Source organism: Streptomyces sp. CNT360 (assembly GCF_000424785.1).
On record NZ_AUKO01000031.1, the window covers coordinates 91,647 to 107,340 of the forward strand.

Here is a 15,694-nt window from a genome sequence, read left to right on the forward strand (position 1 = left end):
CCATATGGCAGCGCCGCGCCCTGCGCCGACCTGTTCCGGGGCCGCATCGGATCCGCAGCCGGGCGACGGACGCCGCAGGCAGAACCCGGCCGGGGGTGCGCGGAACGCGGCGCACGAGACCCGGGGGCGGTCGGACCGGCGCGGTGAGCGCGTGAGGCTGTTGCGGTGGGCCACGCCGTCAGCGGGGTAGCGGGGCGAGCCGCGCGGGTAACGCCGAGCGCATGGCTGGTATCGAGTTGCGAAGCGCGGCGTTCGACGACCACGCGTATGTGCCCGACCGCTACGCGAAGGCGGGCGAGAACGTCTCCCCGCCGCTGAGCTGGGCGGGCGTTCCGGACGGTGCGGCAGAGCTGGTTCTGCTGTGCGAGGACCCCGACGCGCCGACCGGAACCTTCCTGCACTGGCTGGTCACGGGCATCGACCCGGCCGGCACGGGGGTCGGGAGCGGTGAGACGCCCGCGGGCGGTGTCGCGCACACCAACGGCTTCGGCGAACCGGGCTGGGGCGGCCCGCAACCGCCGGTCGGCGACTCGGCGCACCGGTACTTCTTCCGGCTCTACGCGCTGCCCGGACCGCTGGAGCTGCCCGCGGACGCGGGAGCCGACCAGGTACGGGAGGCCGCCGCACGCGAGCAGCTCGCCAGCGGCACGCTCGTCGGCCGGTACCAGCGCTGACGCGGACACGGAAGAGGACCGGTGAACCGTACGGGGCGTACGGTCACCGGTCCAGCAGGCGGAGCAAGCCGTCAGCCCTGCCTTCCGCGTTCTTGCGCGCGCGCCGGGGCTGACGGCTTGTCATGTCACGCGGTGGGTCCGCCGGTGCGGTGCGAACCTCCGCGGCTCTTCCGCCGGATCCTGATGTCACGCATGTCCGTGACGGCGAGGCGCAGGACGCGGTGCGGGTGGCCGTGCGCCTCCAGCGCCTCGGTGGCGCGGAGGGCGGCCCACGCCTGTTCGTCGGGTTCCTCGCCTTCGGGCGGGGGCGGCACCTGGCAGCGGAAGGTGAAGGCCGACAGGCTGCTGTCACACGTGAAGGTGCCGGCCTCGGTGAAGGCGGCGCCGACGCTCCCGGAGCCGTCCCGCAGTGCGGCGCGGGAGGTCTCGTCGAGTGCGCCGAAAGTTCCCCGGATGGTCACCCGGAACATGGTGCGTCCTCTCGTGGGGTGTCGCCGCGTACGGCGTAGGTGAAAGCGCGCTCGCCCAGCAGTTCTTCGACGGCGTCGAGGAGCCGGAGCACGTCGGCGGCGATCTCGTCAGGCGTACGCCCGGCGACCAGGCGGCGGCCGATCTCGGCGAACACCATCGAGTGGAACCACCCGATCTGTCCGGCCGCCGCGCACAGCGCGGGGTCGTCCCGCCCGGTGCCGGTCTCCGCGGCGAGCTGTACGGCCAGCGCATCGGTCATCCCGTGTCCGAGGTCCTCCAGGCGGGCTGTGAGAGTGGGTGCGGCCCGCATCATCTCGAAGACCGGCCCGAAGCCCTCCGTGAGGCCCAGTTGCCGCTCACGTCCGCGCACTTCCTGTCTCAGGCGGGTGAGCACCGCACGGGCCGGCGACTCGCCGGGTGCCCGGTCGCGGACGATCTCGGCGAGGCGTTGGGGCGAGGCCTCGTCGGGCGGGAGGACGAGGTCTTCCTTGGCCTCGAAGTAGTTGTAGAGGGTGTTCACGGAGACCTCGGCCTCCGCCGCGACCTCCGCGATCGTCACCTTCTCGAAGCCCCGCTCCACGAACAGCCGCATGGCGACCTCGCGGATGCGTCGGCGCGTCTGCCGCTTCTTGCGTTCCCGCAGCCCCTCGCTCATGAGGGCAGCCTAGCGCACGAGGAGGAGTGGGCTGCAAAACTGAATCGCATTGCATTTTTGCATTCCGATGTGCTTCCATCGCCGTATGGCAACCTCCCCCTCCGAACGGCCCGCCCTCGACATCCGGGGGCTCGCCCTCACCTACGCTCTGGCCGCGGGCCCCGTGCAAGCTGTCCGCGGCATCGACCTCGTGGTGCCACGCGGCGAGATCCTCGGCTTCCTCGGCCCCAACGGCGCGGGCAAGACCAGCACGCTGCGCATGCTCACCACCTTGCTGAGGCCCACCGGCGGCACGGCCCGGATCGCCGGACACGACCTGCTGGCCGAACCGTCGCGCGTGCGGTCCCGGATCGGCTACGTCGCCCAGTCCGGCGGGCTCGACCCGGGCTGCAGCGTCCGCGAGGAGCTGGTCACCCAGGCACGGCTGCACCGTATGGCCAAGCAAGAGGCCAGCCGCCGTGCCGCCGACATCGCCCAGGACCTGGGCCTCACCGCCCTGCTGGAGCGGCCGACGGCGGCTCTCTCCGGAGGCCAGCGGCGCAAGCTGGAGATCGCTCTGGGTCTGGTCAACCAACCGGAGGTGCTCTTCCTCGACGAGCCGACCACCGGGCTCGATCCGGGCAGCCGCGCCGAACTGTGGGAGCTGGTCCGCCGCATCCGCGAGGACCACGGCACGACCGTCTTCCTGACCACCCACTACCTGGACGAGGCCGACGCCCTGGCCGACCGCGTCGTCGTCGTGGACGGCGGCCGCACCGTCGCCGAGGGGACACCCGAAGCCCTCAAGCGGGAGCACGGTCCTGGCCCTGGAGCCACCCTCCAGGACGCCTTCCTCGCCGTCACCGGCCGGGACGCCGACCGCGCTCCGGTCGCCGTCTGACCCCGGCCGGCCCTGCCCGCCCTTCCCGGAACCTCTCTCACGGAAACGTCATCGCCATGACCACCAGCACCGCCCCAGCCACCACCACGCCCTCCACCGACGCCGCGGTACGCGCCCGCGGACACTTCTGGGCCGATACGGCACTCGTTTTCGGCCGCTGCATGCGGGCGACGCTGCGCTCGAAGACCAGCATGTACTTCGGGATGCTCCAGCCACTGCTCTTCCTCGGCCTGTTCGGGCCGCTGCTGACCCGCCTCGACCTGGGACAGGACGGCTCGTCATGGCAGGTTCTGGTGCCCGGCGTACTCGTCCAGCTCACGCTGCTGGGCGGCGCCTACGTAGGCATGGGTCAACTGGTCGAGCGCACCACCGGCGTCGTCGACCGGATGCGGGTCACGCCCGTCAGTCCGCTCGCCCTGCTGGTCGGGCGCACCCTGCGGGACGTCGTGCAACTGGTGGCCCAGTCCGTGCTGCTGGTCCTCCTCGGCCTCGTGTTCGGGCTGCGCGTGTCGGTGTGGGGGGTCCTCGTGGGCCTCGCCTTCGTCGCCGTGCTGTCCGCCGCACTCGCCGCCCTCTCGCACGGGCTGGGCATGCGGGTGCGCACCACGCCCGAGTTCGCCGCCATCGCCAACACCGCCGTGCTTCCGCTGATGCTGCTGTCCGGTCTGCTGCTCCCCATGGATCTGGCCCCCGGCTGGCTGGACACCGTCTCCCGCGCGGTTCCGTTCCGCTACACCGTGGAGGCCGTCCGCGACGCCTTCCGCGGTGACCTCGCCACCGGGACGGTCGGTGTGGGCGCCGCGGTCACCGTCGCCTTCGCCGCCCTGTGCCTGGCGGGAGCCACCCGGCTCTTCCGGCGGACGAGCCGCACGCCGGGCTGACCGGGCACCGGGGGCCGTCCACCCGCGCAGCACTCCGCGGCTCGGCGTTCGGCCCTCCGCCCGTCCGCCCTTCCCCCCTCCCTCGGTCTCTCTCGCGCCGCGCAACTGCCTGCCTCACGTACGCATACCTCTCCCCGCAGCGGGGACCCGGCAAAATGCACGCGAGACGACGGAAAGGACGTGAGGCTTCGTGCGTGTTGCCTTTCTCGTCACGCCCGAGGGCGCCGAACAGATCGAGCTGACCGACCCGTGGCACGCGGTCGAGGAGGCGGGTGGCACGCCCATCCTGCTCTCCACCAGCGCCGGGCCCGTGCAGGCGTTCCAGCACCTGGACCGGGGCGACACCTTCCCCGTCGACCAGCTCGTCGCTCAGGCGGATCCTGCCGATTTCGACGGGCTGGTGCTGCCAGGCGGAGTGGCCAACCCGGACTTCCTGCGTACCGACGGGAAGGCTGTCGCGTTCGTGAAGGGGTTCTTCGAAGCGGGCCTGCCGGTCGCCGCGATCTGCCACGCGCCCTGGACGCTGATCGAGGCCGATGTGGTACGCGGCCGGACGCTGACCTCGTACCCGAGCCTGCGTACCGACATCCGCAACGCGGGCGGCAACTGGGTCGACGAGCAGGTCAAGGTGTGCGAGGGCGGGAACAACAAGCTGATCACCAGCCGGAAGCCGGACGATCTCAAGGCGTTCGACAAGGCTTTCCTGGCCGAGTTCGGCGCCCGCAGCTGACGGTCCCGCCGGTACCTGACAGCTCCGTGCCCGGTAGCTGACGGCTGCACCGGGCGGCGCGCGCCGCACAGCGCCGGGTCCCGGTACCCGCCCCTTTCCGGGCGGGTACCGGGACCCGGCGTCCTGCGTGTCCGCTCCTGTCGCCGTGCCCGTACGCTTTCTCAGGTGCGGGTGGCGAACACTCCGAGGGTGACCAGCGCCAGGACGACCCAGCAGAACCACAGCCACCCACTGCTTCCCAGAGCCACGGTGTACCCCGTGACCGTCACCAGGCCCGCCACCGTGCACACGGTCATCGCCTTCGCGGAGCCAGGCACCCGTGTCAGTCCAGCCATCACTGCACAGCCTCCTCCCGGCAGCCCCGCGGAGTACGGGTTGCGCACGCGCCGGGGCCGCGGCCAAGTCACCATGGTCACCCGCGTGCGGCCCCGTGCGCCACTGTGCACCTCAAGGCGCCTGCGTACCTGCCCCGCGCGCCCCCGTGGAAGCCTGCCCGGAAGGGGCTCCCGTGCCCGTCACTGCTCCCCGGTCCGGAGGGACGCCAGGTAGGCGTTGTACGCCGCCAGCTCCTGGTCGCCGTCCCGGTCCGCCCTGCGGTCCCGGCGCCGGGCATGCCGCTGCTCGGTCACGTACCACTGGAACACCAGGGCCACCAGCACGATCACCGACGGGATCTCGCTGAACGCCCAGGCGATACCGCCCGCAGCGGACTGGTCCGAGAGGGCGCTGACCGCGAGGGAGGCGGACGGATGGGCGTAGGTCTCCACCATCGGTTCGGAGCCCATCATCAGCGCGATCCCGAAGAAGGCGTGGAACGGCATGCCCGCGAACAGCTCCAGCATCCGCATCACGTACCCGGGCCGGTGCGGGCCCGGGTCCACGCCCATGATCGGCCAGAAGAAGACCAGGCCCACGGCGAGGAAGTGCACCATCATCGCCAGGTGCCCCACCATGGAGCCCATCAGGAAGTCGAACAGCGGGGTGAAGTACAGCGCGTACAGGCTCGCGATGAACAGTGGAATGGTGAACGCGGGGTGCGTGATCACGCGCATGTAGCGGCTGTGCAGCAGGGCCACCAGCAGCTCCCGCGGCCCCTTGCGCGCCCCCCGGCTCCGGCTCGCCGACGGCAGCGCCCGCAGTGCGAGCGTCACCGGGGCGCCCAGCAGCAGGAGGATCGGCGACAGCATGCTGATGACCATGTGCTGCACCATGTGCACGCTGAAGAGGACCATGCCGTAGTCGTTGAGCCCCGTGCACATCACCAGGCCCACGGTCAGCACACCGAGGACGAACCCCACGGTGCGGCCCACCGGCCACACGTCGCCCCGTCTGCGCAGGCGCGCCACTCCCCAGCCGTAGAGCGCCAGCGCCAGCAGACACCCCACCAGGAAGAACGGCTCACCCGTGAACTCCAGGCCCCGCGCGACCGTGAACGGCGGCAGATCCATCATCGTGCCGTGCCCGCCGTGATCCATCCGAACTCTCCCGCAACCGACCGATACGCCCGCACCAGACTAGAACCGCCCGTGGCGGACACCCTCGGCGGGGCGCCCGCCACGGGCGGTGTCGGCCGACCCGGCCGGGCGGGAAGGCGGGGGCTCAGACAGGCTGGGTCGCCGCGGCGATCCGCTCCTGCCGCAGCGCCTCGTACCAGGTGTCGTCCACGGGCGTCAGCGCGTTCACGTCCAGCGACAGCTTGATCAGCATGTCCGCGATGAGCGGGTTGCGGGCCAGTACCGGGCCGTGCAGGTACGTGCCGAAGACCGTGTCGCGCCAGGCACCCTCGGTGCCGTCACCCGTCCCGTTGCCGTGGCCGAGCCGCACCCGGGCCAGCGGGCGTACCCCCGGGCCCAGGTGCGTGATGCCCTGGTGGTTCTCGAAGCCGGTCAGGTGGGGCAGGCCCAGGTACTCGTCGGCGTCGCCGAGGACGTCGCCCACGCAGCGGGCGGCCTCGCCGCGGGTGCTGGTCACATCGAGCAGCCCCAGCCCGGCCGAGCGCTCGCCGAGGTCGTTGACGAACTCGTGGCCCATGATCTGGTACCCGGCGCACACGGCGAAGACGATGGCGCCGTTGTCCACCGCGCGGTTCAGCCCGCCGTCGCGCAGCAGCCGTTCGGCCGCCAGCCGCTGCGGCCGGTCCTCGCCGCCGCCGATCAGGTAGATGTCCCCGGACGTGGGGATCGGCTGGTCGGAGCGGACGTCCAGGCGCTGGACGTCCAGTCCCCGCTGCCGTGCCCGTCGCTCCACCACGAGCGCGTTGCCCTGGTCGCCGTACGTGCTCAGCAGGTCGGGGTAGACCCACACCAGACGCAGACTCGTGTCACTCATGCCGCCACTTCTCCTTGAGCGGATCGCTGGGCCGGGCGGTCGCGCGGTCGGCGTGACCGACCGCCCGGATTCCCACCATACGGGTGATCAGTTGCCGACGGCGCGGCGCAGGTCCTGGAAGGCGGTGTAGTTCGCGATGGCCTCGATCCGGCCGGGCGGGCACCTGCGTACCGCGTCCGCGGCGTCCTCGCACACCTGGAACTGCACGCCCGCGACCTCCAGCCGCACCGCCAGGTCCAGCTTGCGGTCGCCGATCACGCAGATCGGGTGCCCGGCCAGCCGCCCGTAGTCCACGTCCCACAGCCAGGAGGTGTCGGTGCCGTCCGCGCTGCGGGCGTTCACCGAGAGGATCACCGGCGTGGGCGGCTGGTCGATCAGGGAGAAGGTCTCCAGCCATCCTGCGGGGTTCTTGGCCAGCAGCAGCCGCAGGTCGCGGTCCTGGAACTGCACGACGTCGTACCGGCCGGCGACGGCCTTGACCGCGTACATCCGCTCCAGCGCGGTCTGCGGCGGCACGCCGAAGGCGGCGGCGACGGCTGCCGAGGTCGCGGCGTTGGCCCGGTTGGCGCGGCCGGGGAGCTGGAGGTGGATCGGCCAGGCGGAGCCGTGCGGGTCGAGCACGTGGTCGCCGGAGAGCGCCCAGGTCGGCGTGGGGCGGCGGAAGCCGCACTCGGCGCAGAACCAGTCGTCGCCGGGGCGCTGCATCACGCCGCCGCACGCCGGGCAGGACCAGGCGTCGTCCTTCCACTCCTGGCCCGCGGCCACCCAGACCACGTTGGGGGAGGAGGAGGCGGCCCAGACCACCAGCGGGTCGTCGGCGTTGGCGACGATGACGGCCTTCTGGCCCGAGAGGCCCTCGCGCCACCGCTCGGCCAGCATCCGGGTCTCGGCGGCGCGGTCGAGCTGGTCACGCGAGAGGTTCAGCAGCGCTATGGCCTTGGGCGTCACGTCACGGGCCACCGTGGACAGGTACTTCTCGTCCACCTCGATGACGCCGTACCGCGCGCTGGAACCACCGGCCAGAGCCGAGGTGATACCGGCAGGCATGTTGGCGCCCAGCGCGTTGGAGACCACCTCGCCGTTGGCCCGCAGCGCCTCGGCGATCAGCCGGGTGGTCGTCGTCTTGCCGTTGGTGGCGGACACCAGGACCACGTCCAGGTGCTGCGCCAGCCGCTGCAGCAGGTCCGGGTCGAGCCTGAGCGCCACCTTGCCGCCGATCACCGACCCGCTGCCGCGGCCCGCCGCCCGCGACACCGCCGCGGCCGCCTTGCCCGCCGTCACGGCCAGCTTGGACCGCGGCGACAGTGGCTCCGCATTGCCTGCCATCTGTCCGAACCTCCTTGCCCCTCGCGTAGAGGAGCAGCCTACCGAGATCCGGCGGCTGTGCTGACCGCGCCACCCTGCGAAGATCACCGGCTCGGCCCTCCGCGTAGGCTGACGGCCATGCGACGTGGCCGTATTCCGGGCTCAGCCGGCACCGCACGCCCTGTGCGGACGTACGGCGACCCCGTGCTGCATGCGCCGAGCCGCCCGGTCACCGAGGCGGACCGTCCGCTGGGCGCGCTGGTGGAGGACCTGTTCGCCTCCATGTACGCGGCTCACGGGGTGGGGCTGGCGGCCTGTCAGGTCGGCGTACCACTGCGGGTGTTCGTCTACGACTGCCCCGACGACGAGGACCGCCGCCACCGCGGTCACGTGGTCGATCCGCGCCTGGTGCACACCGAGGGGCCGCGGGTCCGCGGCCCCGAGGGCTGTCTGTCGCTCCCTGGGCTGGAGGCCGGTACGCCCCGCTTCGACGTGGCCGTCGTCGAGGGGGAGGACGTGCACGGAGAACCGGTACGGGTCGAGGGCACCGGCTTCTTCGCCCGCTGCCTCCAGCACGAGTACGACCATCTGGAGGGCGGCCTCTACGTCGACCGGCTCACCGGGCCCGCCCGGTGGCGCACCCTGCGCGCCGTACGCAAGGCGGAGTGGTTCCGCCGTCCGCCGAGGGAGGCGTGACCGCTTCCCGCATCCGCTTCCCGGGCAAAGAGCCCGCAGGAGCGCGCGGTCGCTGCGGCGGGGGAGCTGCTCAGAAGCGCGGGCCGCCCACGCGGTCACCGGCCGCGGCGAGCCTGCCCCACAGCAGGTCCGCGAGATGCTGCACCAACCGGCTGCGCTCGCACGGCTTCTCGCGCAGCCACCAGTCGCCGGCCGCGTGCATCATTCCGACGATGCCGTGGCCCCACACCCGTGCCAGCTCCTCGCTGTCGGGGCCCAGGTCGAGCCGCTCGGCGATCACCGTGGCCAGCTCCTCGCCCAACCGCCGCAGCAGCGGCGCCGCGTGCTGTCCCACGTCGAAGCCCCGCTCGCTGCTGGAGGAGTCCTCCGCAGGGTGCATCAGGAAGCGGTAGACCTGGGGGTGGGCCTCGATGGCGGCCAGGTAGGTCTCCAGGGTGGCCTCGACGCGCTCGCGCCGTTCGCGGGGCGCGTCCAGGGCGGCGCGCAGGGAGGCCAGCAGCGCGTCGGTGTGCCGGACGGCGAGCGCGCGGTAGAGGCCGCCCTTGTCGCCGAAGTGCCGGTAGAGGATGGGCTTGGTGATGCCGGCCTCCGCGGCGATCGCGTTCATGGAGGCCCCGGGCCCCTCCCGGAGCACGACCCGTTCGGCGGCTTCCAGCAGCTCCCTGCGCCGCTGTGCGCTACTGCCGGTGCGGCCGTCCTGGCGTGTGGTCTCCATGTGCTTTCCCGCCCCCTCATGCGTCTTCCACCGGCCGCAACGTAGCACCCCGCTGTCGCGCTCACGTGCGGGGATCTGCTGGTGAGCGGGCGCTGCACGGGCGGTGAGCGGGAGTTGACACCGGCTACTGGCGGGTAACAGACTGCGGATTACCGAAGGTAACGAGCTTCCGAACGAGCTCTGAGACAGGCGGAGGACCGACGATGGCCGAGACCGAGTTCGCACTGGACCTCAACGACGACCAGAAGGAAGTCCGCGACTGGCTCCACGGCTTCGCCGCCGACGTGATACGCCCCGCGGCCGCGGAGTGGGACGAGCGCGAGGAGACCCCCTGGCCGATCATCCAGGAGGCCGCCAAGATCGGTCTCTACTCCCTCGACTTCTACGCCCAGCAGTACTTCGACCCCACCGGCCTCGGCATCCCCATGACCATGGAGGAGCTGTTCTGGGGCGACGCGGGCATCGCCCTGTCCATCGTCGGGACCGGACTGGCCGCTGTCGGTGTGCTGGCCAACGGCACCGAGGAGCAGATCGGTACCTGGGTGCCCCAGATGTACGGCGACGCCAACGACGTGAAGGTTGCCGCCTTCTGCTCCTCCGAACCGGACGCCGGCTCCGACGTCGCCTCCCTGCGCACCCGCGCCGTCTACGACGAGGCCAAGGACGAGTGGGTGCTCAACGGCACCAAGACCTGGGCCACCAACGGCGGCATCGCGGACGTCCACGTCGTGGTGGCCTGCGTCGACCCCGAACTCGGCTCCAAGGGACACGCCTCCTTCATCGTCCCGCCCGGCACCCCCGGCCTCTCCCAGGGGCAGAAGTTCCTCAAGCACGGCATCCGCGCCTCGCACACCGCCGAGGTCGTACTGGACGAGGTGCGGGTACCCGGGCACTGCCTGCTCGGTGGCAAGGAGAAGCTGGACGAGCGCCTCGCCCGCGCCCGTGAGCGGGCCAAGAACCCCGGCGGGGAGAGGGTCAAGAACGCGGCCATGGCGACCTTCGAGGCCTCCCGCCCGGCCGTCGGCGCGATGGCGGTCGGCACCGCGCGGGCCGCGTACGAGGTGGCGCTCGACTACGCCAGGACCCGCGAGCAGTTCGGCCGCCCGATCATCGACAACCAGGGCGTCGCCTTCCAGCTCGCCGACATGCGCACCAGCATCGACGCCGCCCGCCTGCTGGTGTGGCGCGCCTCGTGGATGGGGGTGACCGGCCGCAAGTTCGAGTCGGCCGAGGGCTCCATGTCCAAGCTGTTCGCCAGCGAGACGGCCAAGAAGGTCACCGCGCAGGCCATCCAGATCCTCGGCGGCAACGGCTACACCCGCGAGTACCCGGTCGAGCGGATGCACCGCGACGCCGCGATCTACTCCATCTTCGAGGGCACCAGCGAGATCCAGCGCCTGGTCATCGCCCGTACCCTCTCCGGGATGCCGATCCGCTGAGACCCGGCCCTCCGCCCCCGCAGCCACCGGGAACCAGGCGCCGCCGCGGTGAGGGCGGCGGACCAACCGCTGCAGCAGCGACTCGGCGGCACAGCGGTACTGCGGCGGCCCGCCGCTGTGTCTCGGGGGCGAGGGGCGACGGGGTGAGGGGTGACGTCTTCAGAAGAACGCGAGGCGGGCACCGAGCGCGGCGAAGGCCCCGGCGAACAGACGGTGCATCCACCGCACCACCCGCGGGCGCGAGAGCACATGGGCGCGCATCCGCGCCGCCGCCAGCCCGTACCCGGCGCCCCGACTGCCCCGGGCTCGTCCTCGGGTACGCGGCGGCCACCGCCGCCGCCACCGCCGTCGCGGAGGGCGTGGCGGTGCTCGGAGCTCAGATGCCGGGCCGGTAGCGCAGCGGATGGTCGTCCGGGACCTGCACCAGCACGAGGCGGTGACCGTCCGGATCCGCGATCCACATCTCGATCAGCCCCCAGGGCTCCCGCTGCGGAGCGCGGAGGATCTCGGCCCCGGCGGCCCGCAGCTCCTCGTGCGCCGCCTGCGCATCGGCCACCTGGAGCCACAGTCGGAGCGTCTCTCCCGCGGGTCCTTCGCTGCGCCCGGAGACCTCCAGGAAACCGCCGCCGAGGAAGTAGACGGTGCCCCGCTCGGGGCCCGTGCCGAACTCCCGGGAGATCTCCAGGCCGAGCGTCTCACCGTAGAAGGTCCGCGACCGGTCTGGGTCCGTGGGCCGCAGCAGGATGCGGTTGCTCAGTACATGCACCATGCCTCCGCACTCTAGTTCCGAGCGGGCTGGTGCACGTCGGCTCCGCCCCTCGTTTCCGCAGGCCCTCAGGCGTCCCGGGCCGGTTCCGCTTTCCGCCCGCGGCGCCGGATAGGGTCGGCCGACATGAGCGAGACCGCACAGCGGGGCGAGCTGCCCCTCACCTTCCGCCACGCCGTCGAGGCCGACATCCCCGCGCTGACGGCTCTCGTGGAGTCGGCCTATCGCGGCGAGGCCAGCCGTGCGGGCTGGACCACCGAGGCCGACCTGCTGGAGGGCCAGCGCACCGACCCGGAGGGTGTCGGTGCCGTCGTCCGGGACCCGAAGAGCATCATGCTGGTGGTCGAGCGGGACGGCGGCGGCCTGGTCGCCTGCTGCCAGCTGGAACACCGGGGCACCGAGGCGTACTTCGGGATGTTCGCGGTCGCTCCTGGCCTGCAGGGCGGGGGCGTGGGCCGGGCCGTGCTCGCGGAGGCGGAGCGGACCGTGCGGGAGCACTGGGGTGCGACGCAGATGCGGATGCAGGTCATCCGGCAGCGGGAGTCCCTGATCGCCTGGTACGAGCGGCGCGGCTACACCCGCACCGGCGAGCTGTCCCCCTTCCCGTACGGGGACGAGCGGTTCGGCATCCCCCGGCGGTCGGACCTCGCCTTCGAGCTGCTGGTCAAGCCCCTGTAACGCGTTCCTGCCACGGCGAGCCGCCCCGCCGTCAGGCCTCCGTGCTGCGCTCCAGCACCGCGCTCAGGGTCTGTTCGGTGATGGTGAAGTGGTGCGCCGCCACCCGGCCCGCCTCTTCCTGGTCGCCCGCCAGCACCGCTCGGACCAGAGCACGGTGCTCGGCCAGCGCGCGCTCGGTGAGATCGCCCTGGTACGGCTCGATGGGGAAACCGTCGTTGATCTCCTGGAGCAGCGTGTGGCCGTACACGGCCAGCGGCTCGTTCTTCGCCGCCCGGGTGACGGCGCGGTGCAGCCTCGCGTCGGAGGTACGGATGCGGGCGCTGTCCCCGCAGGCGGCGGCCTCGGTGTACTCCTCCAGCGCCTGACGGATGCGCTCGCCGTCCTCCTCGTCACGGCGCTCCGCCGCGGTTCTGGCGATCAGCGACTCCAGCAGACAGCGGGCGTCCAGCAGCGACTTGGTGCGCTCCCAGCGCGGCAACAGGGTGCGGCGTACCGCGGGCCCCGACTCGCGCTGCCACCCCGAGCGCACGTAGTGGCCGCCGCTGCGCCCCCGGACGACCTCCAGGCAGCCGATCTCGCGCAGCCGGGCCGTCGCGGCGCGCACCGTGGGCCGCCCCACGGCCAGGATGTCCGCCAGCTCACGCTCGGTGGGCAGGCGTTCCCCGACGCTGAACTCACCCAGCGCGATGGCGGTGAGCAGCCGGTCGGTGACGAAGTCCACGGCGCTGGGCACCTGCAGGGGGCCCAGCCCGCCCGGCGCCCGGCCGTCCGCGCCGGCGCCCTGTGACGGCTGGGGCCGGGGCGTCGTGGTCGGCTCCTCGGCCTGCTCCATGGGTGACTCTCCCTCCGGGCGCATACGCCCGCCGCTCCTGCCCGTCGCTGCCCGATCCTGCGCCACGCCGGGCGACGGCGCCACCACGGTCACGCGAAGTGGCCGCGCGTGTGCCCCAGGTCACTCCGAGGTCACCCGGAAGCGTGCTGCGCGGCCGGTGCAGGTGGCCGCCGGACAGAAGTCCGGCTTTTAAGGTCTTGTTTTCCGACCTTTTCCGTCCCACGATGGCTGCCGTCCGCACGCCGAGGAGGAGAGCGACCCATGGCCGGCAGAACACGCGCAGCCACGGCAGGCATCCCGTCGCCGGCAGAGGGGACGAGTGCCGATGGCAGGCCCTGAGACCCACGGCGCACAGCAGCCGCAGGGGAACGAACGACAGCCCGGGAGCGAGCAGCGGAGCGGCCCCGGGCAACGGCTGACGCGCGAGCAGCAACAGGTGCGCGAGCAGCAACAGGAGCTCAACCGGCTCGGCTACCAGCAGGAGCTGAAGCGCTCCCTGGGGCTGAAGGACCTGCTGGTCTACGGGCTCGTCTTCATGGTCCCCACGGCGCCCTTCGCCATCTACGGGTCGGTGTTCAACTTCTCCAAGGGCATGGTGGCGCTGACCTACGCCATCGGCTGCGTCGCGATGGTCTTCACGGCGTTCAGCTACCGCGAGATGTCCCGGGCCTTCCCCCTGGCCGGATCCGTCTACTCCTACGCCGGACGCGGGGTGGGCGCCCCGGTCGGATTCCTGGCGGGCTGGGGTGTGTTGCTCGACTACCTGCTCATCCCGACCCTGCTGTACGTCACCGGGGCCGCCGCGCTGCACGCGATCGTGCCCGGCGTGCCGCAGTGGCTGTGGGTGGTCGTCTTCGTGCTGATCAACACGGTGGTCAACCTCGCCGGGGTGGAGCTCTTCGCGTGGGCGACCCGGGTGTTCCTCATCGGCGAGAGCCTGGTGCTGCTGCTGTTCCTCGTGCTGGGTGCCGTCGCGGTGGCCCGCGGGGTCAACGGCGCCCACCTCAGCCTCGATCCGCTGTTCGACCCGGAGCACTTCCACGTCGGCATGGTCTTCGGCGCACTGTCCGTCGCGGCGCTGTCCTTCCTGGGCTTCGACGCCATCTCCACGCTGTCCGAGGAGGTCAAGGGCGGCTCGAAGCTGGTCGGCCGGGCCACCGTGCTGTCCCTGGCCCTGGTGGGTTCGCTGTTCGTCGTGCAGACCTTCCTGTCGGGCCTGCTGCTCCCGGGGAAGACGCAGTTCCACGGCGACACCGCCACCAACGAGGCCTTCTACACCGTCGCCGACCTCGTCGGAGGGGGCTGGTTCAAGGCGGTCGTGGCCCTGACCGTCGCCCTGTCCGCGGCGCTGGCGAACTCCCTGGCAGCGCAGGGCGCCACCTCGCGCCTGCTGTACTCCATGGCCCGTGACCGACAGCTCCCCACCTTCCTCGCCCGCGTCCATCCCGTCCGCCGGGTGCCGCAGCGCGCCGTGCTCCTGGTGGGCGGACTCAGCCTGGTGCTGGGCGTGTTCTTCGTCGGGCAGATCGGCCTGCTCTCCAGCATGGTCAACTTCGGGGCGCTCTTCTCCTTTCTGCTGCTGCACGTCTCGGTGGTGTCCTACTACCTGGTCAAACGGCGGCAGCGGACCTGGGGCCTGCACCTGGTGGTCCCGCTGATCGGCTTCGCCGTCATCGCGTACGTGCTCTGCAACGCGGACGCCAAGGCGCAGATCGCGGGGGGCATCTGGATCGTCGTCGGGTTGGCGGTGATCGCGGTACGCCAGGCCACCGGGCGCCCGATCACGCTGACCCAGCCGGAATGAGCAGCACGGCGGCCGCGCTGGCCGCCCTGCACCTGCCTTCCGGCCAGGCCGCGGTCTCGGTGTGGTGCGGCCGGCCCGGGCGGCCCGCCGCCTTCCACGTCCGCGCGGACGAGCCGCACTACGCGGCAAGCCTGATGAAGCTGGCCGCCGCGCGGGCCGCCGCGCGGAGACTCGATCCGGCCACCTCGGTGGCGGTGCACCAGGAGTTCCGTTCGGCGCACTCCGGCACCTACCGCACCGACCGCTCCTACGACAACGACATCGAGCCGTGGCGGCGCCTGGGCGGTACCGCCTCGCTGGGCTGGCTGCTGGAGCGGATGGTGTGTGCCAGCAGCAACCTGGCCACCGATGTGGTCCTGGAGCAGGTCGGGGTGGCAGCCGCGGCCGCCGAGGCACCGGCCGGAATGACCCTCACCCGGCCGATCGGCGACCATGCCGCACGCGCGGCGGGGCTGACCAACACCGTCACCGCCCGCGCCGCGGCCGAGCTGGTGGCCGCGCTGGCCACGGAGCGGCACGGCCGACTGCTGGAGCCGATGCGCCGGCAGCTCCACCGCGAGGAGATCCCCGCGGCCCTGCCACCCGGCACCCGCGTCGCCAACAAGAACGGCTGGGTCGACGGCGTGCTGCACGACGTCGCCCTGATCGAGCCGACGGACGCGCCCCCGTACGTCCTGGCCGTGTGCACCAGCGGGATGGCACAGACGGCCGCCCGCGCGGTGATCCACGCGGTCACCCGCGCCAGTTGGACCGACCGCGCCCGGCTGGAGGCCCCCACCCCCGAGCCGGGCACCCCGCACGGCCCCGGCTGACCATTTTTCGCCATGTCCCCCAGTCTCC

At 72.2% G+C, this 15,694-nt stretch carries 18 protein-coding genes; 9 read left to right on the forward strand and 9 right to left on the reverse strand.

All coding sequences use genetic code 11. The features are described from left to right. Window positions 1-221 precede the first annotated feature (221 nt). The gene (locus H297_RS0123285) at window positions 222-674 is read left to right on the forward strand and encodes a YbhB/YbcL family Raf kinase inhibitor-like protein (protein WP_027739019.1); all 453 of its coding nucleotides are present in this window, start codon (window positions 222-224) and stop codon (window positions 672-674) included. Between the two features lie 125 nt (window positions 675-799). Here the strand turns inward: H297_RS0123285 and H297_RS0123290 are convergent, their stop codons facing one another. Then, window positions 800-1,144 carry a DUF6204 family protein gene (locus H297_RS0123290; RefSeq protein WP_027739020.1) on the reverse strand — a complete coding sequence of 115 codons (345 nt, stop codon included), beginning with the start codon at window positions 1,142-1,144 and terminating at the stop codon, window positions 800-802. Next, a complete protein-coding gene (locus H297_RS0123295) occupies window positions 1,132-1,800 on the reverse strand; it encodes a TetR/AcrR family transcriptional regulator (RefSeq protein ID WP_027739021.1) in 669 nt (222 codons plus the stop codon). The genes H297_RS0123290 and H297_RS0123295 overlap by 13 nt, the downstream gene beginning before the upstream one ends. 85 nt (window positions 1,801-1,885) lie before the next feature. Here H297_RS0123295 and H297_RS0123300 point away from each other — a divergent pair, with 85 nt between their 5' ends. The 3 genes from H297_RS0123300 (at window position 1,886) to H297_RS0123310 (ending at window position 4,291) form a co-directional block, all read left to right on the forward strand. Further along, window positions 1,886-2,680, forward strand: a complete 795-nt coding sequence (locus H297_RS0123300; protein WP_051352100.1) for an ATP-binding cassette domain-containing protein — start codon at window positions 1,886-1,888, stop codon at window positions 2,678-2,680. A gap of 56 nt (window positions 2,681-2,736) precedes the next feature. Next, window positions 2,737-3,561, forward strand: coding sequence for an ABC transporter permease (locus tag H297_RS0123305; protein WP_027739023.1), 825 nt, complete (start codon window positions 2,737-2,739; stop codon window positions 3,559-3,561). 190 nt (window positions 3,562-3,751) lie between these two features. Beyond that, on the forward strand, window positions 3,752-4,291 hold the full coding sequence (locus H297_RS0123310; RefSeq protein WP_027739024.1) for a type 1 glutamine amidotransferase domain-containing protein: 540 nt from the start codon (window positions 3,752-3,754) through the stop codon (window positions 4,289-4,291). A 161-nt stretch (window positions 4,292-4,452) separates the two neighbouring features. Here H297_RS0123310 and H297_RS43340 read toward each other — a convergent pair whose 3' ends face one another. From H297_RS43340 to H297_RS0123330, 4 genes are all read right to left on the reverse strand, one after another. Beyond that, entirely contained in the window at window positions 4,453-4,626 is a 174-nt protein-coding gene (locus H297_RS43340) for a hypothetical protein (protein WP_037795192.1), read from the reverse strand. Between the two features lie 180 nt (window positions 4,627-4,806). Then, entirely contained in the window at window positions 4,807-5,766 is a 960-nt protein-coding gene (locus tag H297_RS0123320) for a cytochrome c oxidase assembly protein (protein WP_027739026.1), read from the reverse strand. A gap of 124 nt (window positions 5,767-5,890) precedes the next feature. Then, complete coding sequence (locus tag H297_RS0123325) at window positions 5,891-6,619, reverse strand: glutamine amidotransferase (RefSeq protein WP_027739027.1); 729 nt, start codon at window positions 6,617-6,619, stop codon at window positions 5,891-5,893. An 87-nt stretch (window positions 6,620-6,706) separates the two neighbouring features. Further along, window positions 6,707-7,945 (reverse strand): MurT ligase domain-containing protein, encoded by a 1,239-nt coding sequence (locus H297_RS0123330; RefSeq protein ID WP_027739028.1) that lies wholly within the window; start codon window positions 7,943-7,945, stop codon window positions 6,707-6,709. Window positions 7,946-8,062: 117 nt separating this feature from the next. Between H297_RS0123330 and def the strand changes: the two genes are divergently transcribed. Further along, window positions 8,063-8,620 carry a peptide deformylase gene (def, locus tag H297_RS0123335; RefSeq protein ID WP_027739029.1) on the forward strand — a complete coding sequence of 186 codons (558 nt, stop codon included), beginning with the start codon at window positions 8,063-8,065 and terminating at the stop codon, window positions 8,618-8,620. A 70-nt stretch (window positions 8,621-8,690) separates the two neighbouring features. Here the strand turns inward: def and H297_RS0123340 are convergent, their stop codons facing one another. After that, window positions 8,691-9,335, reverse strand: a complete 645-nt coding sequence (locus tag H297_RS0123340; RefSeq protein ID WP_027739030.1) for a TetR/AcrR family transcriptional regulator — start codon at window positions 9,333-9,335, stop codon at window positions 8,691-8,693. A 203-nt stretch (window positions 9,336-9,538) separates the two neighbouring features. Between H297_RS0123340 and H297_RS0123345 the strand changes: the two genes are divergently transcribed. After that, window positions 9,539-10,774 (forward strand): acyl-CoA dehydrogenase family protein, encoded by a 1,236-nt coding sequence (locus tag H297_RS0123345; RefSeq protein ID WP_027739031.1) that lies wholly within the window; start codon window positions 9,539-9,541, stop codon window positions 10,772-10,774. 376 nt (window positions 10,775-11,150) lie between these two features. Here the strand turns inward: H297_RS0123345 and H297_RS0123355 are convergent, their stop codons facing one another. Further along, complete coding sequence (locus tag H297_RS0123355) at window positions 11,151-11,543, reverse strand: VOC family protein (RefSeq protein WP_027739032.1); 393 nt, start codon at window positions 11,541-11,543, stop codon at window positions 11,151-11,153. A gap of 123 nt (window positions 11,544-11,666) precedes the next feature. Here H297_RS0123355 and H297_RS0123360 point away from each other — a divergent pair, with 123 nt between their 5' ends. Then, window positions 11,667-12,218: a GNAT family N-acetyltransferase gene (locus H297_RS0123360; RefSeq protein ID WP_027739033.1), complete on the forward strand. Its 552-nt coding sequence runs from the start codon at window positions 11,667-11,669 to the stop codon at window positions 12,216-12,218. A 31-nt stretch (window positions 12,219-12,249) separates the two neighbouring features. Here H297_RS0123360 and H297_RS37995 read toward each other — a convergent pair whose 3' ends face one another. After that, on the reverse strand, window positions 12,250-13,050 hold the full coding sequence (locus H297_RS37995) for an FCD domain-containing protein (RefSeq protein ID WP_051352101.1): 801 nt from the start codon (window positions 13,048-13,050) through the stop codon (window positions 12,250-12,252). Window positions 13,051-13,375: 325 nt separating this feature from the next. On the opposite strand from H297_RS37995, the gene H297_RS0123370 reads away from it, so the two are divergent. Beyond that, window positions 13,376-14,854: an APC family permease gene (locus H297_RS0123370; protein ID WP_078514491.1), complete on the forward strand. Its 1,479-nt coding sequence runs from the start codon at window positions 13,376-13,378 to the stop codon at window positions 14,852-14,854. Continuing rightward, complete coding sequence (locus tag H297_RS38000; protein ID WP_051352102.1) at window positions 14,851-15,666, forward strand: serine hydrolase; 816 nt, start codon at window positions 14,851-14,853, stop codon at window positions 15,664-15,666. The genes H297_RS0123370 and H297_RS38000 overlap by 4 nt, the downstream gene beginning before the upstream one ends. Window positions 15,667-15,694 lie beyond the last annotated feature (28 nt).